Source organism: Pseudomonas sp. TKO26, assembly GCF_003225665.1.
In the GTDB taxonomy this organism is placed as follows: domain Bacteria; phylum Pseudomonadota; class Gammaproteobacteria; order Pseudomonadales; family Pseudomonadaceae; genus Aquipseudomonas; species Aquipseudomonas saponiphila.
Genome location: NZ_QKLN01000037.1, coordinates 121,326 through 142,238 on the forward strand (window position 1 = coordinate 121,326; position 20,913 = coordinate 142,238).

Consider the following 20,913-nt stretch of genomic DNA (forward strand, 5'->3'; position numbering starts at 1 on the left):
CTTGTCACTAAAAGTGCCGAGACTTATAACGAGATCGCCCGCGCCCCGCAAGCCAGGTCGAACCGATGTAGAATGCGCGACCTTGTTGTCTGTCCGGAATCTGTAATGGATCGCCCGCGTTTTCGAGCTGCATTCTTTTCTCCACGTTTCTGGCCGCTGTGGCTGGGACTGGGTGTGTTATGGCTGATCGTCCAACTGCCTTATCCCGTGCTCCTGCAAATCGGTCGTGCCCTGGGGGCGTTGATGTACCGGGTAGCCGGCGCTCGACGGGCGATCGCCCAGCGCAATCTGGAGCTGTGCTTCCCGGAAAAGTCCGCCGCGGAGCGCAAGCGCCTGCTCAAGGAGAACTTCGCATCCACCGGGATCGCCTTCTTCGAAATGGCCATGAGCTGGTGGTGGTCCAAGCCGCGTCTGGCGCGCCTGGCCCATGTCGAAGGGCTGGAACACCTTAAGCAGGCCCAGCACGACGGTCATGGGGTGATTCTCATGGCCCTGCACTTCACCACCCTGGAGATCGGCGCGGCGCTGCTGGGCCAGCAGCACACCATCGACGGCATGTATCGCGAACACAAGAACCCGCTGTTCGACTTCATTCAGCGCCGTGGCCGTGAACGGCACAATTTGGACTCCCTGGCCGTCGAGCGGGAGGACGTGCGGGGCATGCTCAAGCTGCTGCGGGCCGGCCGGGCGATCTGGTATGCACCGGATCAGGACTATGGCGCCAAGCAGAGTCTGTTCGTGCCGTTGTTCGGCATCCAGGCCGCTACCGTGACCGCCACCAGCAAGTTCGCCCGCCTGGGCAAGGCGCTGGTGGTGCCTTTCACCCAGGAACGCCTGGCCGATGGCAGTGGCTATCGCCTGGTGATTCATGCGCCGCTGACGGATTTTCCCGGTGCCACTGAAGAAGAGGATTGCCTGCGAATCAACCAGTGGATTGAAACAGCGTTGCGCGCCTGCCCCGAGCAGTACCTCTGGGCTCATCGACGCTTCAAGAGCCGGCCGCCGGGCGAGCCCAAGCTTTACAAGAAGCGCGGTTGAACCCCGGCTACGGATCGGGATCTTGAGCGCCATGGATGGAGTGAATTGATGAGTGCGGCGGAACCGATCACCGGTTTGATTCTTTCGGGAGGTGGCGCCCGGGCGGCCTATCAGGTGGGCGTGCTGGCGGCGATTGCCGAATTGATGGGGCCTGGGGCGCGCAATCCGTTCCCAGTGATTGTCGGCACCTCGGCCGGGGCCATCAATGCCGTCAGCCTGGCCAGCGGCGCCACGGATTTTTCCGCGGCAATCAAGCGCCTCACGGCATTCTGGAGCAGCTTTCGCAGTGATCAGGTGATGCGCAGCGATTGGCCCGGGGTGATTCGTCAGGCCAGTCGTTTTGTCGGCCACAGCCTGCTGGGGCTTGGCGCTCAGGTGCCTGTAGCGCTGATCAACAATTCGCCGTTGCGTGACCTGCTCAACCAGCACATGCACCTCTCGGGCATCAATCAGGCGATTGCCCAGGGGCAGTTGCACGCGGTGGCGGTAACGGCTTTCGGTTATGAGTCCGGACAGGCGGTGACCTTCTATCAAGGGGGCGGGGTCATCAATCCCTGGTTGCGCCACCGGCGCATCGGTGTTCCCACTCATCTGACGGTGGACCACCTGCTGGCCAGTGCAGCGATCCCCTTGCTGTTCGCGCCCGTGAAACTCGACCAGGAATACTTCGGCGACGGCGCCGTGCGCCAATCGGCGCCCATCAGCCCAGCGTTGCACCTGGGGGCCAGCCGCGTGCTGGTGGTGGGGGTCAGTGGCAATCCGCGGGGCAATGATCCAGACGCCGCCCTGCAGCGTTCTTACACCGGGCAGCAGCCGACTCTGGCGCAGATTGGCGGCCATATGCTCAACAGCACCTTCATTGACAGTCTGGAAAGCGATATCGAACTGCTGGAGCGACTCAATCATTTCAGTCGGCTGTTACCCGGCAGTGCCGCGGATCGCGGCCTGGGCATTGCACCCGTGGAAGTGCTGGTGATTGCCCCGAGCCAACCGATCGACGAAATCGCGGCGCGGCATCGGCAGGAGTTGCCGGCGGCGCTGCGCCTGTTCCTGCGCGGACCGGGGGCAACCCGCACCAGCGGTGCCGGGGTCCTGAGTTATCTGTTGTTCGAGGCGGCGTACTGCAGTGAGTTGATCGAACTGGGGCGCAGTGACGCCCTGGCCAAAGGCGAGGAGTTGGCACGGTTTCTCGACCTGAAGGGCTGATGCCCGGGCTCAGCCGATAAGCCCGGGATTTTCGCAGCCTGGGGTCAGTGAGGCTGGTAGTCCTGAATGAACTGGCGGATCACACCGATAAAATTGTCGTCTGCGGTGAAACCCAGCCCGCGTGCATATCCGGCACTGAAGGCTCCCGGCCAGGAACCGACGATGCGTTCGATCTTGGCGTCCGGACGCAGTTGAATAAGGCGGGCGACCTCGTCTCCGGCCACTTCCCGCAGCGCGTCGATCATTTGCGCCACGGTCAGCGACAGACCGGGCAGGTTGATCACTCGGCCATGACTCAAACGCTCTGCGGCCAGCTCATGACCATGGATCAGGTTGGCGATGGCCTGGGCTGGAGACATCAACCAGAGTCGGGTATCCGGGGCTACCGGGCAGACACTGGCCTGTCCATTGAGGGGTTCGCGGATGATACCGCTGGCGAAGCTGGACGCCGCCAGGTTCGGTTTGCCTGGTCGCACCACGATGGTTGGCATGCGCAGGCTGCGGCCATCGATAAAGCCGCGTCGGCTGTAATCGGCAAGCAGCAGGTCATTCATGGCTTTCTGGGTTCCATAGGAGCTTTGCGGAGCCCAGACCTGATCATCGTCAACGCTCTTGGGCAGTTGCCCGCCGAAGACCGCCACAGAACTGGTCATCACCCACTTGGGGCAGGAGCCCAGCTGGCGCGCGCGCTCCAGCAGGCCCTGGGTGGCGCTGAAGTTGACCCGCATGCCCAGTTCGAAGTCGCCCTCCGCCTGGCTGGAGACCACAGCCGCCAGATGAAAGATGCTATCGGTGTCGGCGTCGATCAGTTTGGCCAGCACCTGTTCGTCCGCGATGTCTCCCCCTTTGACCCGCACCCGTGGATCATCGAGGCCCTGCACGGGCTCGCGGTCGAATGCGGTAATGCGCTTGATGGGCTGCAGTTGGCCGTGCCGGTCAGTCAGTGTGCCCCGTTGCAGCAAGGCTTCGATCAGCCGCCGTCCGAGGAAGCCGGCTGCGCCGGTGACGAGAATATTCATGGGTGGCTCCCTTTATTTAGCGATTGACGAGTTTTCCGGGAATCTTGAAGACCAGCAGGGCGCCGATGAACAACGCGCTGGCCATCACATACATGCCGATGGTGGTGCTTTGGGTCAGGTCTTTGAGAAACCCCATCAAGTAAGGCGAAACGAAACCGGCGAGGTTGCCCCAGGAGTTGATCAAGGCGATGCCAGCGGCAGCTGCGGTGCCGCCGAGAAAGGCCGTGGGCAGGCTCCAGAACAGCGGCAGGGTGCTGAAGGCGCCCATCGCCCCCAGCGTCAGGCCGATCATCGAGACCGTGAAGTTGTCGCTCCAGGTTGCGGAAATCATCAGGCCGACACCGCCGAGCACTGCGGTCAGCGCCAAATGCCAGCGGCGTTCGCGCAACCGGTCGGCGCTGCGGGAGATCAGCAGCATGGTCAGCGCAGCCGCGGCATAGGGGATCGCCGTGAGCATGCCGACCTCGAACACGTCGCTGACCCCGGCCAGACGAATCAGCGAAGGCAGCCAGAATCCAACGGTGTAGAAGCCGGCGATCATGCAGAAGTAGATGGCGGTCAGCAGCCAGATCCGGGGTTGCCTGAACACTTGTCTGACGCTGTGAACCTGATGGCCGTCGGCCTCGGCTTCGATTCGGCTTTGCAGCAGGCTTTTTTCTTCACGGGTCAGCCAGCCCGCGTCGGCGATACGGTCGCTGAGGCAGTAGATCACCAGGCCGCCCACCAGGATCGACGGCAAGCCTTCGAGGAAGAACATCCACTGCCAACCCGCGAAGCCCTGGTGGCCATTGAGGGCACTCATGATCCAGCCGGAGAGGGGCGCGCCAATCAACCCCGAAAGCGGCACCGCGGTGGCGAACAGGGCGTACATCTTGCCGCGGCGGCTGGAAGGGAACCAATAGGACAGGTACAGGATGACACCGGGATAGAACCCGGCTTCGGCGATGCCCAGCAGAAAGCGCATGACATAGAAAGAGGTGGGGGTGCTGACGAAGGCCATGCACGAGGAAATGATGCCCCAACTGATCATGATGCGAGCGATCCAAAGGCGCGCACCGACTCGATGCAGGATCAGGTTGCTGGGAATTTCCACCAGAAAGTAGGCGATGAAGAAAATCCCCGCGCCCAGGCCGTAGACCGCTTCGGAAAATTGCAGGTCTTCGGACATCTGCAACTTGGCGAAGCCGACGTTGACCCGATCCAGGTAGGCCACCAGGTAGCACAGCAACAGCAAGGGCAGGATGCGCCAGGCGACTTTGCGATAAGCCAGGTCCTCAAACGAGGCGGTGGGTGAGCGGGTGGCCGTTTGCACCAGTGATTCAGTCATGTCTTTACCCATCCTTTTTTCTTGTATTTGGGTGATTTTGTTTTTGTCGGACTTGCTGAGGTGTCTTAGATATCATAATACATCATACGAATTCAATGGCCCGGACACCGAGCGGGACGGCGTGCTTGAAATGCAGTACCGTTAGCCGCTTTGAATACAGAGATACCCATGTCCAAGCCTGACAACTCTTCCCTCGCCGTCGATTCCCTGGCGACGCTCAAGGATGCGGCCAAGGGCACGCTGGCCGATCAAGTGACTGCGGCGCTCAAGGCGCATATCGCCAGTGGCGAGGCCTTGCCGGGTTCGCGGCTGCCCACCGAGCCGGTTCTGTGCGAGCGTTTCGGGGTCAGCCGCACGGTTATCCGCGAGGCGATTTCACGCTTGAAGTCGGCTGGGTTGGTGGAGGTGCGCCAAGGCAGCGGCACCGTGGTCAGCGAGGGTGCGCATATCAAGGCCTTCACTATTGATCTGGATGTACGCGGGTCGATCGAGGCAGTGCTCCGCGTGACTGAACTGCGACGTGGTATCGAGGGCGAGGCTGCGGCGCTGGCGGCGCAGCGCCATACCCCCGAGCAACTGCAGGCGATCCACCAGGCGCTGTTGGCTATCGATGTGGCCGAGCAGGCCGGCCAGGACGGCGTGGAGCAGGACCTGGCGTTTCACTTGTCGATTTCCCAGGCCACCGGCAATCCGCTGTATCCCTCATTGCATGAGTTCATTGCCCAGTTCATCAAGGAGGCGATCCGCATCACCCGTTCCAACGAGGAGCGGCGCCGGGATCTGGCGCATTCGGTGCGTGATGAGCATTTCGCGGTGTATGAGGCCATCGCCGCGCGTGATGTCGAAGGGGCACGGCAGGCAGCGCTGAGCCACATCCACAATGCGGTGGAACGGCTCAAGAGTGCCGATCCGGGATTCTGGCAGGACTCCGGATCACGTCTTGCCTGATAGGCAGCGTCGCGCTGGCCCATCGGTCCGAGTGGCCGGCTCTCATCGGAACATGAGGGCCGGCCGTCTCATGGAGTATCAGAAGTGATACTTGACCAACAGGCTGGCGGTGTCCTGGTTGGTCTCGAAGTTGCGTGAATCCTCGATGCCGTACTTGTTCTTCCAGTAGTCGTACTCGAAACCGACGTACAGCTGCTTGGCGCCCCAGTTCAGGGCCTTGCCCAGGTCATATTTGACCTGCGGGTTGAAGTGCAGGTTGGCGTGGTAGGTGCCCTTGGCGTTCTGGTCGTTGTCCACCACCCAGTCCATGTAACCGTCGATCAGGATGTCCGAGCGGCCCACGGGAATGGTGTACGACCAGACCGGAGTGATCTGCCAGACGTTGTCGCCCGGGCGGCTGCCTTCGGTGTGGCGCTGGTAGAAGTTCAGCTGGAAGTAGTCGAAACCGGGCACTGCCAGGTCGAAACCGGGACCGATCAGGTAAGACTCGTTATCGCCCTCGCCGAACTCGTAGGTGAAGGCCAGCAGCACGTCCTTGATCGGTCCGAACTCCAGCTTCTGATCGAAGATCTTGCCGAACGACAGGCGCGGGGTGAACTCGCCGTAGTAAGTGTCCGGGCCGACGTTGCCGTCTTCCTTGCCGTTGTAGAAGATCCGGTCGAGGAAGAAGAAGTTGTCGCCGTATTTCCAGGCGTCGGCATGTTCGAAGGTCACCGTCTGTTGAATCTGCGGGTTGACCTCGAAGTTCTTGCCGTACAAGTAAGTCAGGCTGTTGTTCTGCCACTGCAACAGGTCGCCAGCCACGGCCTGTCCCCCCACCAGCACACTGGCGGCCAACATCAGGCTCTTGCACATCGGTTTCATTCGGTTGCTCCCAAAGTAGGTAGTTCCACGTTTTTATGGCTCGGCGCTCTGGTGTGGCGCCTTTTTTCTTTGCTTTAAAAACCATCCGATCGGTCAGCTTTGTTGCTGATAGCAAGAGCTGAGCCAAGGCCGAAAAAAGCCAAAAAACTCCCGGTCGGCTGTAGCGATACAGTCGAACGAGAGTGTTTCGAGCATTGATTTCGTGCGCCTCGAGACCTGTCCGGGCCGGGATAAGTTGGCCTTCAGGTCAGGTTTTTCATCCGGGCTTTTTTTTAGACCGGATTTGCGCGGCCGCGGAGAATACTGGCTCCCACGGCAGGGCTCAAGTGCTCCGCAACAGCGCACTTGTAGCCACTTTGGGGCAGGCAGACCGCGCATCTCAGCGCGCTGTCCGTGCCAAGAGGCGAAGAAACCGCGTGGACGAGCCGTCATCAGGGGCGCAGTGGGTGGCCACGGGATGTCGAGCGGCGGACATGAGTCGGGCCGGTGCAGGCTGCATGGCGGGCTCCCTGTTTATTCTTATTTTCAAGGCGCGGCGTTGCTGGGCAGTGATCGGTGCAGGGCTGGCGAGCACCGCACTCATGCATGAACGGTGAAGCACGGATCGGGGCGCCGGTTCGGCGCCCTGGTCAAGCCTTAATGCTGGTGAGCCTGTTCAGCGTTGCTGATGGCACGCTCGGTGCCCCCAAGAATGTTGAACAGCAGGTTCAGCAACAGCGCGCTCAAGGTCGCCATGGCGATGCCGCTGTGGGTGATGGGGCTCATCCACAGTGGCAAGTGGGCAAAGAACTCTGGACGCACCACGGGAATCAGGCCCATGCCGATGCTCACCGCCACCAGCAGTTGATTGCGTCGGTCGCCAATATCGGCTTCCTGGAGGATCTTGATCCCGGTGGCGGCCACCATGCCGAACATGGCGATGGCCGCCCCGCCCAGGACCGCCGGTGGAATCGAGGCCACCAGGAAGGCGGCCTTGGGCAGCAGGCTGAGAACGATCAGCAGAGCGCCGGCGACCATGGTCACCGAGCGGCAGCGCACCCCGGTCATCTGCACCAGGCCGATGTTCTGGGCGAACGAGGAGTGGGTGAAGGTGTTGAGGAAACCGGCGAAGAACGAGGCGCCAGCATCGCACAGCAGGCCGCGGCGCAGCATGCGCGGGCTGACCTCCTGGCCGGTGATCTTGCCCAGGGCCAGGAACATCCCGGTGGATTCGACAAAGATGATCACCACCACCAGGCACATCGACAGGATGGGTGCCAGATGGAACTGCGGCATGCCGAAGTGCAGCGGGGTGACGACCTGCAGCCAGGGCGCCTGGGCCATGCCGCTAAGGTCGACCATGCCGATCATGCCGCACAGCACGTAGCCCAGGCCCATGCCGATCAGCACGGAAATGTTCACCCAGAAACCACGCATGAACCGATGGATCAGCAGGATGGTGCCCAGCACCAGCGCAGCGATGGTCAGGTAGATGGGTGAACCGAATTGCGCGGTACTGCTGCCACCGCCGGCCCAGTTCACCGCCACCGGAAACAGTGACAGGCCGATCGAGGTGATCACCGTGCCTGTGACCAGGGGCGGGAAGAAGCGCACCACCTTGGACATGAACGGCGCAATCAGCATGCCGAAGAAGCCCGCGGCGATGGTGGCACCAAAGATGCCCTGCATGCCGATGCCAGGCATGCCGGCCATGGCCACCATGCTGCCTACGGCGGCGAAACTGGCGCCCATCATCACCGGCATGCGAATGCCCATGGGGCCGATGCCCATCGACTGGACGATGGTGGCGATTCCAGCCACCAGCAGATCGGCATTGATCAGGAAGGCGATTTCTTCACGACTCAGGCCGGCGGCCTGTCCGATGATCAGCGGTACCGCAATTGCACCGCCATACATCAGCAGAACGTGTTGCAGCCCCACCAGGATCAGTTGCAGGAAAGGCAAGCGCACGATGGCGGGCGCAGCGGGGACGCACTGTTCGGATGAATCGGACATGCAACACCTCGAATCTTTTTATTCTTGTGATTTAACCGCTGCGTCTTGGCGCGCAGCGGGTTTGCCGCGGACGAATCTTGGACGGCTGACGGCAATCAAGCCCGCCCCTACAGATGAATCCGGTTCTGTAGGAGCGAGCTTGCTCGCGAAGCAGCCTGGGTACAGGCGCTGATCAGTGGGTCTGGGCCCCCTGGGCAATCCAGGCACCGATCAGTTCACGTTCCTGCTGGGTCATCTGGGTGATGTTGCCCAGCGGCATGATCTGGCTGGTCACGGCCTGGGCCTGGATGCGCGCGGCTTGCAGGCGGATCTGTTCCGGTGTGTCGAACATCACCCCGGCCGGCGCGGCGCTGAACAGCGGGCTGGTGGGCTTGGCCGAGTGGCAGACTGCGCAACGCTCCTGAATCACGCTGTGCACCTTGTCAAAGGCCGGGCCGGTGTTCGAAGCCTGGGCCGGGGCGCTGGTCGCGGCGGGCGCCGCTGGCGTGGAGGCTGGCTGAGCGTCGGTCGTGGTTGCCGGTTTGCCGCCCAGGGCGGTTTCCGGCAATGGCTGGAACTGAGTCTGGGCAGGGGCCTTGGCCACGTCCGCAGCACTGGGCGCTGGCGTCGGACCGGTCACATAAGCCAGGCAGATCATGCCCAGCGCCGCCACGGGCAGGGTCCAGGCGAACTTGTGGCTGTCATGACGGGTGTTGAAGTAGTGACGCACCAGCACTGCCAGGACCGCGATCCCGGCCAGGATCAACCAGTTGTACTGGCTACCGTAGGTACTCGGGAAGTGGTTGCTGATCATAATGAACAGCACGGGCAGGGTGAAGTAGTTGTTGTGACGCGAACGCAACAGGCCCTTGGCCGGCAGGGTCGGGTCCGGGGTGCGGTTCTCCGCGATCGCCGCCACCAGCGCGCGCTGGGCCGGCATGATGATGCGGAATACGTTGCCCACCATGATGGTGCCGATGATGGCGCCCACATGCAGGTACGCGCCCCGGCCGCTGAACACCTTGCTGAAGCCGTAGGCGGCGCCGATCAGCAGGAGGAACAGGATGAAGCCGAGCAGGGCGGGTTTCTTGCCCAGTGGCGAGTCGCAGAGGAAGTCGTAGACGAACCAGCCGGCAATCAGCGCACCGATACCGATGGCCACGCCTTCAGGGCCGCTCAGGCCGCTGCCGGGAGCCACCAGGTAGAGCATCGGGTTGTAGTAGAACACCAGGCACAGCAGGGCGATCCCCGACATCCAGGTGAAGTAGGCTTCCCACTTGAACCAGTGCAGGTTCTCCGGCATCGAGGGCGGGGCCAGCTTGTATTTTTCCAGGTGATAGATACCGCCACCGTGAATCGCCCAGAGGTCGCCGGACAGGCCGTCCTTGGGGTTGACGCGATTGAGGTTGTTCTCCAGCCAGACGAAGTAGAACGATGCGCCGATCCAGGCCACACCAGTGATCATATGTACCCAACGCACGCTCAGGTTGAGCCATTCCAACAGATGTGCTTCCACAGTCTTTACCTCTTGCCTGTCACCCTTGTTGTCGAGTGATCAAGCCTTCTCTTATTGGTGGGGGGCGAGGATCAAACGCTCATCCTCTTTGAAGAAATGCTCATCGCAGTTATTGCCTTTGCCACTGCGATCAACCACCAGGAAGTCATCCCGCTTTTCGATCGTCAGCACCGGGTGGTGCCAGACGCCGCGATGGTAATTGATGCCCTGCCTGCCATTGCTGACGAAGGCGCGGACCAAGCCCGATACAGGTTCATCGCCAAGTGGCGCGACCACGATCAGAAAGGGGTTGCCGAGCAGCGGGATGAAAGCCTGGCTGCCCAGCGGATGGCGTTCCAGCATGCGAATGGTCAAGGGCATTTCCAGCGCGTCGGCGCGGAAGATGCTGATGATCGCTTCGTCCTCCGGCTGGGCGGTTTCAACCGTCGCCAGGCGGTGGAAGCGCATGGTCGAACCATTGTTGATCATGAAGTGGTCGCTGCCTTCAGTCTCGATGACGTCACCGAAGGGGGCGAAGGCTTCTTTGCTCAGGGGTTCAATCACTAATGTGCGCATGCTGTTCTTCTTATGTTCTCTGATGAGGGTGTCGGTTCATCATCCACTGGCGCCGCCGGCTTGCCGGCGACGGCGGCCTCAAGCGGAGCGGGGATGCTGAGCTGCCGCTACAGGGCCTGTAAGCGGAACAAGGCGATCTTGTTGATCTCGGCCAGCGCGCATTTGAATTCGGTATCCACGGCGTTGTGGATGCGGGTTTCGAACGCGGCGAGGATCTGGTGCCGGTTGCTGCCCTTCACCGCCATGATGAAGGGAAACTTGAACTTGGCCTTGTAGGCATCGTTCAGCTCGGTGAAACGCTGGAACTCTTCGGCCGTGCATTGGTGAATGCCGGCACCGGCCTGCTCGTGGGTGCTGGCTTCGGTCAATTGGCCCTGGACGGCGGCTTTACCGGCCAGGTCCGGGTGAGCGTTGATCAGTGCCAGTTGGGTGGCGTGATCGGCGCTCAGGAGGATATCGCTCATGCGCTGGTGCAGGCCTTCGATCTGGTCGACGGAGGCGTCGAGGCCCAGGTCGTAGGCTTTTTCAGCCACCCACGGCGAATGCTCGTAGATGTCGGCGAAGGCCTTGACGAAGTCTTCGCGGCTCAGGCTCGAGGGCTTGAGGCTGTGGAAGGCGGTCATTTCGTCGCTCCCTGGTAAGGATGGGTTTGTTGCCAGTGGCGGGCGATGTCGACGCGGCGAGTGAACCAGACCTGTTCATGGCCTTTGACATACTCGATGAAGCGCTTGAGCGAAGCCAGGCGCGCAGGGCGGCCAATCAGCCGGCAGTGCAGGCCGATGGAAAGCATCTTCGGCGCTTCGGCACCTTCGGCGTAGAGCACGTCGAAAGCGTCCTTGAGGTAGTGGAAGAAGTCGTCGCCCTTGTTGAAGCCTTGCACCTGAGTGAAACGCATGTCGTTGGTGTCCAGGGTGTAAGGGATCACCAGGTGCGGCTTGCCGGTGGGGTTGTTGGGTTCCCAGTAGGGCAGGTCGTCGTCGTAGGTATCGCAATCGTAGAGGAAACCGCCTTCCTCCATCACCAGGCGCCGGGTGTTCGGGCCGGTGCGGCCGGTGTACCAGCCCAGAGGGCGTTCGCCGGTGATCTCGGTGAGGATGCGGATGGCTTCGAGCATGTGCTCGCGTTCCTGTGCCTCGTCCATGTACTGGTAGTCGATCCAGCGGTAGCCGTGGCTGCAGATCTCGTGACCGGCTTCGACCATGGCGCGGATCACGTCCGGGTGGCGCTGGGCAGCCATGGCCACGGCGAAGATGGTCAGCGGAATGTCGAATTCCTTGAACAGCTTGAGAATCCGCCAGACGCCGGCGCGGCTGCCGTACTCGTACAGCGATTCCATGCTCATGTTGCGCTCGCCTTGCAGCGGCTGCGCCGAAACCATTTCCGAAAGAAAGGCTTCCGATTCCTTGTCGCCATGAAGGATGTTGCGCTCGCCGCCTTCTTCATAATTGAGCACGAAGGACAGGGCGATTCGGGCATTGCCCGGCCAGTGAGGATGAGGAGGGGTGGAGCCGTAACCGATCAGGTCGCGAGGGTAGTCAGCGCTCACTGCAGTCTTCCTTCTTGTTCGTGATAACGGTGGCGTGGCGGAACCTGAAGCCGGGAAGCCAGGTGGGCGTCACTGCGATGGGGCGATTGTATACAAATTTATATTCGGTTTGTAAGCCCGTTTTTTTGCATTTTTCCCCTTTTATCGCGAGGAGTCCTGCTTGCAAGAAACTTGCCCGGTTGGTCAGCTTATGCCTGGAAAGTCGCCTGCTGCTGAGGTTTGGAGGGCAATTCGCAGGTTGTCGTGGATGGCACCGGTTGTGGGTAAATTTGTGATTATTATTGTGTACAATTTTTTTGAAAAATGTCTTAATCGGAACCTCTCCGCAGCCTTTCCACTGCTGAAACGCCGCGGTCCCCTTTCAATCACTGACTCCGGGAGGCGCGAGGCCTGTTCACTCAATGGCGCAGGCACGCAGAATCAATGGGACGTTTGACTACACATGTTTTGGATGCCGCACATGGCTGCCCCGGCAGCGCTATCAAGGTCGAGCTGTATCGGGTTGAAGGGACGCAGCTGGAACTGGTCGCCAGCACCCTGACCAACAGCGATGGCCGCTGCGACAGTCCCTTGCTGCAGGGACAAGACTACCGCTCCGGGGTCTACCAGCTGCAGTTCCATGCCGGTGACTACTACCGCGCCCTAGGCGTACAACTGCCGCAGCCGGCCTTTCTGGATGTAGTGGTGCTGCGTTTTGGCATCAGTGCCGAGCAGGAGCATTACCACGTGCCGTTGTTGATCTCGCCCTACAGCTATTCGACCTACAGAGGAAGCTAGGACTTACCCCCAAGAATCCTGCGCAAATAGCTTCTTTTGGTCCTTGCCCGCTCACACTGCGGGCTTTTTTTGTCCGGCATGCAGCCTTGATCGGTGTGTGGGCCAGTTTCGGCGAGAGTGGACCCTGGGCCGCCCAGGGTTGCGCAACGAAAAAGCCCCATCCAACGGGATGGGGCCTGTTTGGAGCAGGAGGGCCTAGAGGAAGACGAACTTGGCAATGAAGATCGCGCACAAGACATACAGGCTGATGGAGATTTCCTTGTGCTTGCCGGTGCCGGCCTTGAGCACCACATAGGTGATGAAGCCCAGGGCAATGCCGTCGGCAACCGAGAAGGTCAGCGGCATCATGATCGCCGTGACGATCGCCGGAATGCTGTCGGTGGCCTCGTCCCAGTTGATATGGGCCATGCCGCCCATCATCAGCATCGCCACATAGATGAGGGCGCCGGCTGTGGCGTAGGCGGGGATCATGCCCGCCAGCGGCGCGAAGAACATGGCGGCGATAAACAGCACGCCAACGGTGACCGCCGTCAGCCCGGTGCGCCCGCCGGCCGCCACCCCGGCGGCACTTTCCACGTAACTGGTCACTGGCGGTACGCCGACCACGGCACCGAAGACGCTGGAGGCGCTATCTGCCTTGAGGGCTCGGGAAAGGTTCTCGATCTTGCCGTCCGGGTTGACCAGGCCGGCGCGCTGCGCCACGCCCATCAGGGTGCCGGCGGTATCGAACATGTGCACGAACAGGAAGGCCAGGACCACGCTGATCATGCTGACGTTGAACACCCCGGCGATATCCATGGCCATCCAGGTGGGCGCCAGGCTCGGTGGGGTGGAGAGGATACCCTTGTAGTGCACCAGGTCCATGCCCCAGCCGGCCAGAGTCACCGCGATGATGCTGATCAGGATGGCGCCGAACACCCGGTGGTAGCTGAGCACCGCGATCATCAGAAAGCAGATCGCCGCCAGCAGCGGGCCGGGCTCGCGCAGGGAGCCGAGTTTGATCAGGGTTGCCGGACTGTCGACGATGATGCCGGCGGTTTTCAGGCCTATCAGGCCGAGAAACAGACCGACCCCGGCGCCCATCGCATAGCGCAGGCTCACCGGAATGCTGTTGAGCAGCCATTCGCGGACCCTGGACAGGGTCAGGATCATGAACAGCACGCCGGAAATGAACACGGCTCCGAGAGCCGTTTCCCAGTGGTAGCCCATGGTGCCGACCACGGTGTAGGTGAAAAAGGCATTCAGCCCCATGCCCGGGGCCAGGCCCACCGGCCAGTTGGCGTACAGCCCCATCAACAGGCAGCCCAGGGCTGCGGCGATGCAGGTGGCGACGAAGGCGGCGCCATGATCGATACCGGCGTCGGCCATGATGTTGGGGTTGACGAAGATGATGTAAGCCATGGTGATGAAGGTTGTCAGACCGGCAATCAGCTCGGTCTTCACCGTGGTGCCATGCAACCTGAGTTTGAAGATGCGTTCCAGCCAGCCGCTGTTCAGCGAGGGCGAGAGGTCCAGCGGAGAGGCTTCGGATTTGCGGCTTTCCACAGCGAGTACTCCTCAAGAGTTTTATTGTTTTTTCCAGAACCGGGCGTCAGAAGGTGGGCGACGGCTCTTTGAGGCAGGCAGGGCTTGCGGGGTTTGTTGACTTTTAGGTCAAGAACTCGCACGGGCGAATTATGCTTTTGTATACAAAGAAAGCAAATAATGTTTTTGCTTTTGTGTGCGAAAAATCTGCGGGCGTGGCTATATACCGGCCCCTGGTTATGCCCTGGGGCCGACTGCCGTGTATGTGCGATGGATGCCGCCCGAGCGGACGGCAAGGGAGGGCGGAATCAGTTGTCTGCGGTTTTTCCGGCCAGGGCCTGGTTCACCGCCAGCCAGCCGTCGACGGCGCTTTCTCCAGCTTCGCTAAAGGCGCGTTGCAGCAGCTTGACCTGTTCGCGGCGCAAAGCTTGTTCGAAACGCGAACCCTCGGCGCTCAGCTGCAACAGACGTTTTCGTTTGTCGCTGTCCGGAGCGACGCTGTCCACCAGGTGCATTTCCATGAGTTGGCGCAAGGGCGTGTTCAGCGCCTGCTTGCTCACACCCAACAGATTGAGCAGCTCTTTCACGCTCAGGCCCGGGTAGCGCGCGATGAAAAACACGATGCGTTGGTGCACGCGACTCAGGCCCCGGCGTTCGAGCATTTCGTCGGCCTTGGCGGTGAAGGCCTGATAACCAAAGAAGAAAGCCTCCATGGCGGCCTGTTGCGAGGTCTGGTTTTTAAGGTCAAGCATATTGACGTATCTGCGGGAGTCGGCGTAATTTCGGTCAAGCAGTTTGACGTATTTTCCCCCTCCTTCGCTAGCGGTGATCTCCATGGCTTTCTCCGAACGTGTATCGCGCCTCAAAAGCTCCCTGATCCGTGAAATCCTGGCAGCGGCCCAGCGCCCGGAAGTGATGTCGTTCGCTGGAGGCCTGCCGGCCGAAGTGATGCTACCCAAGGTGCAGTGGCAAGACATGCCGCTGTCCATGGGGCAGTACGGCATGAGTGAAGGCGAGCCGCAGTTGCGCGAGGCCCTGGCGGCCGAGGCGCGCAGGCTGGGTCTGCCGTGTGAGGCGAGCCAGGTGCTGGTGGTCAGCGGCTCCCAGCAGACTCTTGATCTGGCAGCCAAGCTCTACATCGACAAGGGCACGCGGATCATGCTGGAGGCCCCGACCTATCTGGCGGCCCTGCAGATCTTCCAGCTGTTCGGTGCCGACTGCCTGACGGTGCCCCTGGAGGCTGACGGCCCGGACCTGGCGCAGATGCGTGCGGGCCTGGAACAGCATCGTCCGGCCTTCGTCTACCTGATTCCGACGTTCCAGAACCCATCGGCGGTGCGTTATAGCGAGAGCAAGCGCACAGCCGTGGCGGCGTTGCTGGACGAGTTCGGGGTCACCCTGATCGAGGATGAACCCTATCGCGAACTGTCTTTCGATGGTGGCAGTGCCACGCCGATTGTCAGTCGTCTGCAGAAGGCCAGCTGGATCTACACCGGCACGGTGTCGAAAACCTTGCTCCCGGGATTGCGGGTCGGCTACCTGATTGCCAGCCCGGACCTGTTCCCCCATCTGTTGCGTTTGAAGCAGTCTGCTGACCTGCACACCAACCGCGTCGGCCAGTGGCAAGCCATGCAATGGATCGGCAGCCGGCAGTTCCAGGAACATCTGGACGCGCTGCGCGGTTTCTACCGCCAGCGACGGGATGCTTTCCAGTTGGCATTGCATCGTCATTTCGCCGATCTGGCAGATTGGCAGGTGCCCGAGGGCGGTCTGTTTTTCTGGTTGAGCTTGAAACAGCCCCTGGATACCCGCACTTTGCTCCAGTCGGCGTTGGAGCAGGACGTGACTTTCATGCCCGGCGAACCGTTCTTCTCTGAGCCGGAACGCAATCATGGGCATCTGCGGCTGAATTTCAGCCATATCGATCCGACGCGTCTGGACGAAGGCCTCAAGCGGCTGGCCACCGTGATACGTCAAGCACAGGCTGCACAGGCAGCCTAAGGGGAGGGCCATGTACAAGGTTTATGGCGATTACCGTTCGGGCAACTGCTACAAGATCAAGCTGATGCTCAATTTGCTGGGGCTGCCCTATGAATGGCAGGCGGTGGACATTCTCGGAGGCGACACCCAGACCGAGGCATTCCTGGCGAAAAATCCCAACGGCAAGATTCCGGTGCTGGAGCTGGAGGACGGCACTTGTCTGTGGGAGTCCAACGCGATTCTCAACTTTCTCGCCGATGGCAGCGAGTTCCTGCCCAGTGAACCGCGCCTGCGCACCCAGGTTCTGCAGTGGCAATTCTTCGAGCAATACAGCCATGAGCCCTATATTGCCGTAGCGCGTTTTATCCAAGTCTACGAAGGCTTGCCCGAAGCGCGCCGGGAGGAATACCTGAAGTTGCACAAACGTGGCTACAAGGCACTGGATGTGATGGAAAAGCAGCTGAGTCGCACGCCTTATCTGGTGGGCGAGCACTACTCCATTGCCGATATCGCGCTCTTTGCCTACACCCATGTGGCCCATGAAGGCGGCTTCGACCTGGCCCGATACCCAGGCATCCAGGCCTGGATCCAGCGAGTGCAGAGCCATCCGCGGCATGTCGGGATGTTCGATTGAGCGGACCTGGCCGGATCTGCAACTGACCCGGGACGGCTTCGTCCCGGGCAATGGCCTCAGGCCGCCGAGAAGCGCTGGTTCAGGTAATCGATGATCACCTTGGACTCGTACATCCAGGTGGTCTGGCCGTTCTCTTCGATCCGCAGGCACGGCACCTTGATCTTGCCGCCCTGTTCCAGCAGGGTCTGGCGATCCTGCTCGTTGTTCTTGGCGTCGCGCAGGGCCACCGGCACGTTCAGGCGGTGCAGGGTGCGGCGGGTCTTCACGCAGAACGGGCAGGCGTGGAACTGATACAGGGTCAGGCCCTTGGCGGCCGCTTCGACCTTCGCCTGAGCGGCAGCTGTGCGCTTCTGCTTGCGCGGACGGGTGATGAAGTCGATGAAAATGATGAGTTGACCCAGGCCGACTCGCAGCGCTTTGACGATCACGGTATTGCCTCTTGCCCATGAATGAAGGGGCGGCAGCTTACCTGATTTTGCCGGGCGAAAAAAAACCGGCGATCATCGCCGGTTTCTTGCTTGCCGCCTGTCACTTGATCAGGCTGAGGAACTCGCTGCGGGTCGCCGCATTCTCGCGGAACTCACCCAGCATCACCGAGGTGATCATTGACGAGTTCTGCTTCTCCACGCCGCGCATCATCATGCACATGTGCTTGGCTTCGATCACCACGGCGACGCCCAGGGCACCGGTCACTTGCTGAACGGCGTCGGCGATCTGCCGGCTGAGGTTTTCCTGGATCTGCAGGCGACGGGCATACATGTCGACGATGCGCGCCACTTTCGACAGCCCCAGAACCTTGCCGCTGGGAATGTAGGCGACGTGCGCCTTGCCGATAAACGGCAGCAGGTGGTGTTCGCACAGCGAGTAGAGCTCGATGTCCTTGACCAGCACCATTTCGCTGTTGTCGGAGCTGAACAAGGCACCGTTGGTGACCTCTTCCAGGGTTTGGGCATAACCGCGGCAAAGGTACTGCATGGCTTTGGCGGCACGCTTGGGCGTGTCGAGCAGGCCCTCGCGGGAGACGTCCTCGCCCAATTGGCCGAGGATCGCGGTGTAATTCTGTTCCAGAGACATGAAACTACCTGTGGGATTTTACGCAAAGGGCAAGGGTACGGTGGCGGACACGACGCTGCAAGCGTGATGCAGCGGCTTTATTCGTCACGGCCTTCCATCATGGTGCGTTTGAGCATCACGTAAAGTGCACCGGTGCCACCGTGTTTGGCCTGGCATGAGGTGAAGCCCAGCACCTGTGGATGTTGGCGCAGCCAGGTGTTGACGTGGCTCTTGATCATGGGGCGCTTGCCATCCAGACGCACGGCCTTGCCGTGGGTGACGCGCACGCAGCGGATCTCGAAACGGGTGGCTTCGGCCAGAAATGCCCAGAGGGTTTCCCGGGCCTTTTCTACCGTCATGCCGTGCAGGTCGAGGCTGCCTTCGAAGGGGATCTGGCCGATTTTCAGCTTGCGCATCTGGCTTTCCTGGACCCCGTCGCGGGCCCACATCAGCTCATCTTCCGGTCCTACATCGATGACGAACTGGTCCGACAGCCCATCCACCGTAGTGGTTTCGCTGCGCACGGTGGCGGCCTGGCGCAGCTTGGCGATCTGCGCGCGGTCAGCCTTGGGTTTGCCTGTGTCGGCACGATCGTGCTTGATCGGCTTGACGCCGCGGATCTCGTTCTTGAACAGGGAAAAATCGTCGTCTTGCATGTCAGCCTCCGCGAAGGGCGGCTAGTTTACCCAACTCGGCAGATCTTCAGGCGTGCAAATCGCACCCAGATTCGTCAGTCGTGTTTTTTCATCAGGTGCGGCGCCATGTTCAACGCCAGGGGCTGGCGCATGCGTCGCCGGCAACGCCGCCACAGGCGAACGCCGACATACAGCAGCAACAGGCCAACCGCCAGAATCACCGCCGACCCCGCCGCGCTGGCATTGAGTTCTCCCAGCGCCGGAGCGCGGCCCAGCAGGCTGGCCGCACCCGCCATCGCCAGCAGTACGCCGAATGTCGCCAGCAATGCGGAGAGTCCCGCCCCCAGGCGCAATCGCCAGTTTCGCGGGCTTCTGGGCCGCAACCGGCGTGCGTCAAAACCATCGGATATCTTCATTCCGACCTTCCTCAATGGGTATCGGCCCTTCGACCGGGAGTTGACCGGGTGGTTCCTGAGGCTAGGGCAATTGCTGCAAATGCGAGGCGTTTATGGATGAGCGGCCCGGCAGCCGCTCATCAGGGCTGATCAGATCAGGCTTGCGGTCTGGGCGAGGGTGGCGAAGTTGTCGGCCATGATTGCCATTTCGGTCTGCTGAACATGCTCGGCGCTGAGGATGCCGCCCTTGTGGGGCAGGTCGCGGGTGGCGCAGGCGTCTTCCACCAGGGTGCAGCGGAAACCCAGGTTCTTGGCTGCTCGCACGGTGGTGCTGACGCTGGAGTGGCTCATGAAACCGGCCACGATCAGGTCCAGGGAGCCGAGGTCTTGCAGGCGTTTTTCCAGTTCGGTGCCATGGAAGGCGCTGGGCAACAGCTTGCCAATGATGGTTTCGTCGCCTTGCGGCTCAAGGCCCGGGATGAACTCACCGCGCTCGCCCTGGGGATCGAACAGGCCGCCGACGGTGCCGAGGTGGCGCACATGCACGATAGGCCGGCCGGCTGCCCGGGCCGCCACCAGCAGTTTACGGATATTGGCTACGGCCGCGTCCATGCCGGACAGGGCCAGGGGACCGCTGAGGTACTCTTTCTGGGCGTCGATGATCACAAGGGTCGCGTGGCTCAAATTGGCCGCGGCGTAACCACGACCGCTGAGTTGAAACATCGTCTTTGGAACGGACATTCTGGGGCTCCTGTGAGTGGGGCTTTTGCGACATTGTCCTCTGGCAGAGCGCTTCTGTGAATCGCTACTAACGTAAGGTGCGCCGTTGTTGGCCTGCAGCCTTGTCAAGAGGGGCAAGGTATTGACCTTTGAGCGGTAAAACCTGCGCGGCGGACGATCGCCTGGCTACGGTTTTTCATTCGTCGTCGGCGGGCGTTTTGGCTGGTAGTATTGCCGGTCGTTTTGTCAGGAGTCTGTCCCGTGATCACTTCCCGCCTGCGCACCTTGCGCGACCATATCCGCTGGGCTGTCAGCCGTTTTCATGGGGAGGATCTGTTCTTCGGCCATGGCACTGACAATGCCTGGGACGAGGCCCGCCAACTGGTGCTCGGTGCCTTGCACCTGCCTTGGGAAATTGCCGACAGCTATCTGGACTGTGCTTTGGAAGAGGACGAACTGGTCCATCTGCAGCACCTGCTCAAGCGCCGTATCGAAGAGCGGGTGCCCACGGCCTACCTGTTGGGCGAGGCCTGGTTCTGCGGCATGTCGTTCATTGTCGATGAGCGAGTGCTGATTCCCCGTTCCCCTATCGGCGAGCTGATCGAAAAACGCTTTGAACCCTGGCTGGGCAACGAGCCAGCGCGGATTCTCGACTTGTGTACCGGCTCCGGTTGCATCGGCATCGCCTGCGCCTACGAATTCCGCGACGCCGAAGTAGTGCTGGCCGACCTGTCCTTCGAAGCGCTGGAAGTGGCCAATCAGAACATCGAGCGCCACGGCGTCGACGAGCGAGTGTTTACCGTTCAGGGCGATGGCTTCGATGGCTTGCCGGGGCAGCGCTTCGACTTGATCGTGTCCAACCCGCCTTATGTCGATGCCGAAGACTTTGCCGACATGCCGGACGAGTACCAGCATGAACCCGAACTGGGCCTGGCCTGTGGCGACGATGGCCTGAATCTGGTGCGACGCATGCTCGCCGAAGCCGCCGATCATCTGACCGAGAAGGGGTTGCTGATCGTTGAAGTGGGCAACAGCCAGGTTCACGTCGAGGCGCTTTATCCGGAAGTGGATTTTGCCTGGCTCGACTTCGAGCGCGGTGGTCACGGCGTGTTCATGCTCACAGCGGAGCAGTGCCGCGAACATCAGGCGCTGTTTGCTTCTCGCGTTTGAGTGATGGGCCGGCCCGCGTGATGCGGGCCTTG

The 20,913-nt window shown here is 61.2% G+C and carries 22 protein-coding genes; 7 read left to right on the forward strand and 15 right to left on the reverse strand.

Annotated elements, in window-relative coordinates; translation table 11 throughout:
• Positions 1-105 precede the first annotated feature (105 nt).
• Both DNK59_RS26295 and DNK59_RS26300 read left to right on the forward strand, forming a co-directional pair.
• Positions 106-1,038, forward strand: coding sequence for a lipid A biosynthesis lauroyl acyltransferase (locus DNK59_RS26295; protein WP_092311880.1), 933 nt, complete (start codon positions 106-108; stop codon positions 1,036-1,038).
• Positions 1,039-1,086: 48 nt separating this feature from the next.
• Positions 1,087-2,244: a patatin-like phospholipase family protein gene (locus tag DNK59_RS26300; RefSeq protein WP_110725121.1), complete on the forward strand. Its 1,158-nt coding sequence runs from the start codon at positions 1,087-1,089 to the stop codon at positions 2,242-2,244.
• Between the two features lie 44 nt (positions 2,245-2,288).
• On the opposite strand, the gene denD is transcribed toward DNK59_RS26300, so the two are convergent.
• Positions 2,289-3,263, reverse strand: a complete 975-nt coding sequence (gene denD / locus DNK59_RS26305; RefSeq protein ID WP_110725122.1) for a D-erythronate dehydrogenase — start codon at positions 3,261-3,263, stop codon at positions 2,289-2,291.
• A 16-nt stretch (positions 3,264-3,279) separates the two neighbouring features.
• Positions 3,280-4,590 carry an MFS transporter gene (locus DNK59_RS26310; RefSeq protein WP_110725123.1) on the reverse strand — a complete coding sequence of 437 codons (1,311 nt, stop codon included), beginning with the start codon at positions 4,588-4,590 and terminating at the stop codon, positions 3,280-3,282.
• Positions 4,591-4,758: 168 nt separating this feature from the next.
• On the opposite strand from DNK59_RS26310, the gene DNK59_RS26315 reads away from it, so the two are divergent.
• Entirely contained in the window at positions 4,759-5,538 is a 780-nt protein-coding gene (locus DNK59_RS26315; protein ID WP_256596678.1) for a FadR/GntR family transcriptional regulator, read from the forward strand.
• 78 nt (positions 5,539-5,616) lie between these two features.
• Here the strand turns inward: DNK59_RS26315 and DNK59_RS26320 are convergent, their stop codons facing one another.
• From DNK59_RS26320 to puuE, 6 genes are all read right to left on the reverse strand, one after another.
• Complete coding sequence (locus tag DNK59_RS26320) at positions 5,617-6,402, reverse strand: outer membrane protein OmpK (protein ID WP_092311886.1); 786 nt, start codon at positions 6,400-6,402, stop codon at positions 5,617-5,619.
• Positions 6,403-7,038: 636 nt separating this feature from the next.
• On the reverse strand, positions 7,039-8,397 hold the full coding sequence (locus DNK59_RS26325) for a nucleobase:cation symporter-2 family protein (protein WP_110725124.1): 1,359 nt from the start codon (positions 8,395-8,397) through the stop codon (positions 7,039-7,041).
• A gap of 172 nt (positions 8,398-8,569) precedes the next feature.
• Positions 8,570-9,892 (reverse strand): urate hydroxylase PuuD, encoded by a 1,323-nt coding sequence (locus DNK59_RS26330; RefSeq protein WP_092311891.1) that lies wholly within the window; start codon positions 9,890-9,892, stop codon positions 8,570-8,572.
• A gap of 51 nt (positions 9,893-9,943) precedes the next feature.
• Positions 9,944-10,447 carry an ureidoglycolate lyase gene (locus DNK59_RS26335; RefSeq protein WP_092311894.1) on the reverse strand — a complete coding sequence of 168 codons (504 nt, stop codon included), beginning with the start codon at positions 10,445-10,447 and terminating at the stop codon, positions 9,944-9,946.
• Positions 10,448-10,554: 107 nt separating this feature from the next.
• The gene (gene uraD / locus DNK59_RS26340) at positions 10,555-11,070 is read right to left on the reverse strand and encodes a 2-oxo-4-hydroxy-4-carboxy-5-ureidoimidazoline decarboxylase (protein WP_110725125.1); all 516 of its coding nucleotides are present in this window, start codon (positions 11,068-11,070) and stop codon (positions 10,555-10,557) included.
• Entirely contained in the window at positions 11,067-11,993 is a 927-nt protein-coding gene (gene puuE / locus DNK59_RS26345) for an allantoinase PuuE (RefSeq protein ID WP_060840497.1), read from the reverse strand. Before puuE ends, uraD begins: the two co-directional genes overlap by 4 nt.
• A 423-nt stretch (positions 11,994-12,416) precedes the next feature.
• Between puuE and uraH the strand changes: the two genes are divergently transcribed.
• On the forward strand, positions 12,417-12,770 hold the full coding sequence (uraH, locus tag DNK59_RS26350; RefSeq protein ID WP_110725126.1) for a hydroxyisourate hydrolase: 354 nt from the start codon (positions 12,417-12,419) through the stop codon (positions 12,768-12,770).
• Positions 12,771-12,965: 195 nt separating this feature from the next.
• Here the strand turns inward: uraH and DNK59_RS26355 are convergent, their stop codons facing one another.
• Together DNK59_RS26355 and DNK59_RS26360 are read right to left on the reverse strand one after the other, a co-directional pair.
• On the reverse strand, positions 12,966-14,315 hold the full coding sequence (locus DNK59_RS26355) for an NCS2 family permease (RefSeq protein ID WP_092311903.1): 1,350 nt from the start codon (positions 14,313-14,315) through the stop codon (positions 12,966-12,968).
• Positions 14,316-14,602: 287 nt separating this feature from the next.
• Positions 14,603-15,046, reverse strand: a complete 444-nt coding sequence (locus tag DNK59_RS26360) for a MarR family transcriptional regulator (protein ID WP_092317104.1) — start codon at positions 15,044-15,046, stop codon at positions 14,603-14,605.
• A gap of 82 nt (positions 15,047-15,128) precedes the next feature.
• On the opposite strand from DNK59_RS26360, the gene DNK59_RS26365 reads away from it, so the two are divergent.
• A complete protein-coding gene (locus tag DNK59_RS26365; RefSeq protein WP_110725127.1) occupies positions 15,129-16,295 on the forward strand; it encodes a PLP-dependent aminotransferase family protein in 1,167 nt (388 codons plus the stop codon).
• A 10-nt stretch (positions 16,296-16,305) separates the two neighbouring features.
• Positions 16,306-16,908: a glutathione S-transferase family protein gene (locus tag DNK59_RS26370; protein ID WP_092311909.1), complete on the forward strand. Its 603-nt coding sequence runs from the start codon at positions 16,306-16,308 to the stop codon at positions 16,906-16,908.
• 56 nt (positions 16,909-16,964) lie between these two features.
• Here DNK59_RS26370 and DNK59_RS26375 read toward each other — a convergent pair whose 3' ends face one another.
• From DNK59_RS26375 to DNK59_RS26395, 5 genes are all read right to left on the reverse strand, one after another.
• Entirely contained in the window at positions 16,965-17,336 is a 372-nt protein-coding gene (locus tag DNK59_RS26375; protein WP_092311913.1) for a glutathione S-transferase N-terminal domain-containing protein, read from the reverse strand.
• Between the two features lie 100 nt (positions 17,337-17,436).
• A complete protein-coding gene (gene folE / locus DNK59_RS26380) occupies positions 17,437-17,982 on the reverse strand; it encodes a GTP cyclohydrolase I FolE (protein WP_011062625.1) in 546 nt (181 codons plus the stop codon).
• Positions 17,983-18,059: 77 nt separating this feature from the next.
• Positions 18,060-18,617 carry a Smr/MutS family protein gene (locus DNK59_RS26385; protein ID WP_060840489.1) on the reverse strand — a complete coding sequence of 186 codons (558 nt, stop codon included), beginning with the start codon at positions 18,615-18,617 and terminating at the stop codon, positions 18,060-18,062.
• A gap of 74 nt (positions 18,618-18,691) precedes the next feature.
• Complete coding sequence (locus DNK59_RS26390) at positions 18,692-19,012, reverse strand: hypothetical protein (RefSeq protein WP_110725128.1); 321 nt, start codon at positions 19,010-19,012, stop codon at positions 18,692-18,694.
• A gap of 129 nt (positions 19,013-19,141) precedes the next feature.
• Positions 19,142-19,732, reverse strand: coding sequence for a cysteine hydrolase family protein (locus tag DNK59_RS26395; protein ID WP_092311919.1), 591 nt, complete (start codon positions 19,730-19,732; stop codon positions 19,142-19,144).
• 240 nt (positions 19,733-19,972) lie between these two features.
• Here DNK59_RS26395 and prmB point away from each other — a divergent pair, with 240 nt between their 5' ends.
• A complete protein-coding gene (gene prmB / locus DNK59_RS26400; RefSeq protein ID WP_092311922.1) occupies positions 19,973-20,881 on the forward strand; it encodes a 50S ribosomal protein L3 N(5)-glutamine methyltransferase in 909 nt (302 codons plus the stop codon).
• Positions 20,882-20,913: the final 32 nt, after the last annotated feature.

Bases quoted from the DNA above. Each gene is read 5' to 3' on its own strand.
- DNK59_RS26315 (WP_256596678.1), top strand. From the start codon at position 4,759: ATGTCCAAGCCTGACAACTCTTCCCTCGCCGTCGATTCCCTGGCGACG.
- DNK59_RS26360 (WP_092317104.1), bottom strand. From the start codon at position 15,046: ATGCTTGACCTTAAAAACCAGACCTCGCAACAGGCCGCCATGGAGGCT.
- DNK59_RS26385 (WP_060840489.1), bottom strand. From the start codon at position 18,617: ATGCAAGACGACGATTTTTCCCTGTTCAAGAACGAGATCCGCGGCGTC.
- folE (WP_011062625.1), bottom strand. From the start codon at position 17,982: ATGTCTCTGGAACAGAATTACACCGCGATCCTCGGCCAATTGGGCGAG.
- DNK59_RS26370 (WP_092311909.1), top strand. From the start codon at position 16,306: ATGTACAAGGTTTATGGCGATTACCGTTCGGGCAACTGCTACAAGATC.
- DNK59_RS26295 (WP_092311880.1), top strand. From the start codon at position 106: ATGGATCGCCCGCGTTTTCGAGCTGCATTCTTTTCTCCACGTTTCTGG.
- DNK59_RS26325 (WP_110725124.1), bottom strand. From the start codon at position 8,397: ATGTCCGATTCATCCGAACAGTGCGTCCCCGCTGCGCCCGCCATCGTG.
- DNK59_RS26300 (WP_110725121.1), top strand. From the start codon at position 1,087: ATGAGTGCGGCGGAACCGATCACCGGTTTGATTCTTTCGGGAGGTGGC.
- denD (WP_110725122.1), bottom strand. From the start codon at position 3,263: ATGAATATTCTCGTCACCGGCGCAGCCGGCTTCCTCGGACGGCGGCTG.
- DNK59_RS26310 (WP_110725123.1), bottom strand. From the start codon at position 4,590: ATGACTGAATCACTGGTGCAAACGGCCACCCGCTCACCCACCGCCTCG.
- DNK59_RS26395 (WP_092311919.1), bottom strand. From the start codon at position 19,732: ATGTCCGTTCCAAAGACGATGTTTCAACTCAGCGGTCGTGGTTACGCC.
- uraH (WP_110725126.1), top strand. From the start codon at position 12,417: ATGGGACGTTTGACTACACATGTTTTGGATGCCGCACATGGCTGCCCC.
- DNK59_RS26320 (WP_092311886.1), bottom strand. From the start codon at position 6,402: ATGAAACCGATGTGCAAGAGCCTGATGTTGGCCGCCAGTGTGCTGGTG.
- uraD (WP_110725125.1), bottom strand. From the start codon at position 11,070: ATGACCGCCTTCCACAGCCTCAAGCCCTCGAGCCTGAGCCGCGAAGAC.
- DNK59_RS26365 (WP_110725127.1), top strand. From the start codon at position 15,129: ATGGCTTTCTCCGAACGTGTATCGCGCCTCAAAAGCTCCCTGATCCGT.
- DNK59_RS26390 (WP_110725128.1), bottom strand. From the start codon at position 19,012: ATGAAGATATCCGATGGTTTTGACGCACGCCGGTTGCGGCCCAGAAGC.
- DNK59_RS26335 (WP_092311894.1), bottom strand. From the start codon at position 10,447: ATGCGCACATTAGTGATTGAACCCCTGAGCAAAGAAGCCTTCGCCCCC.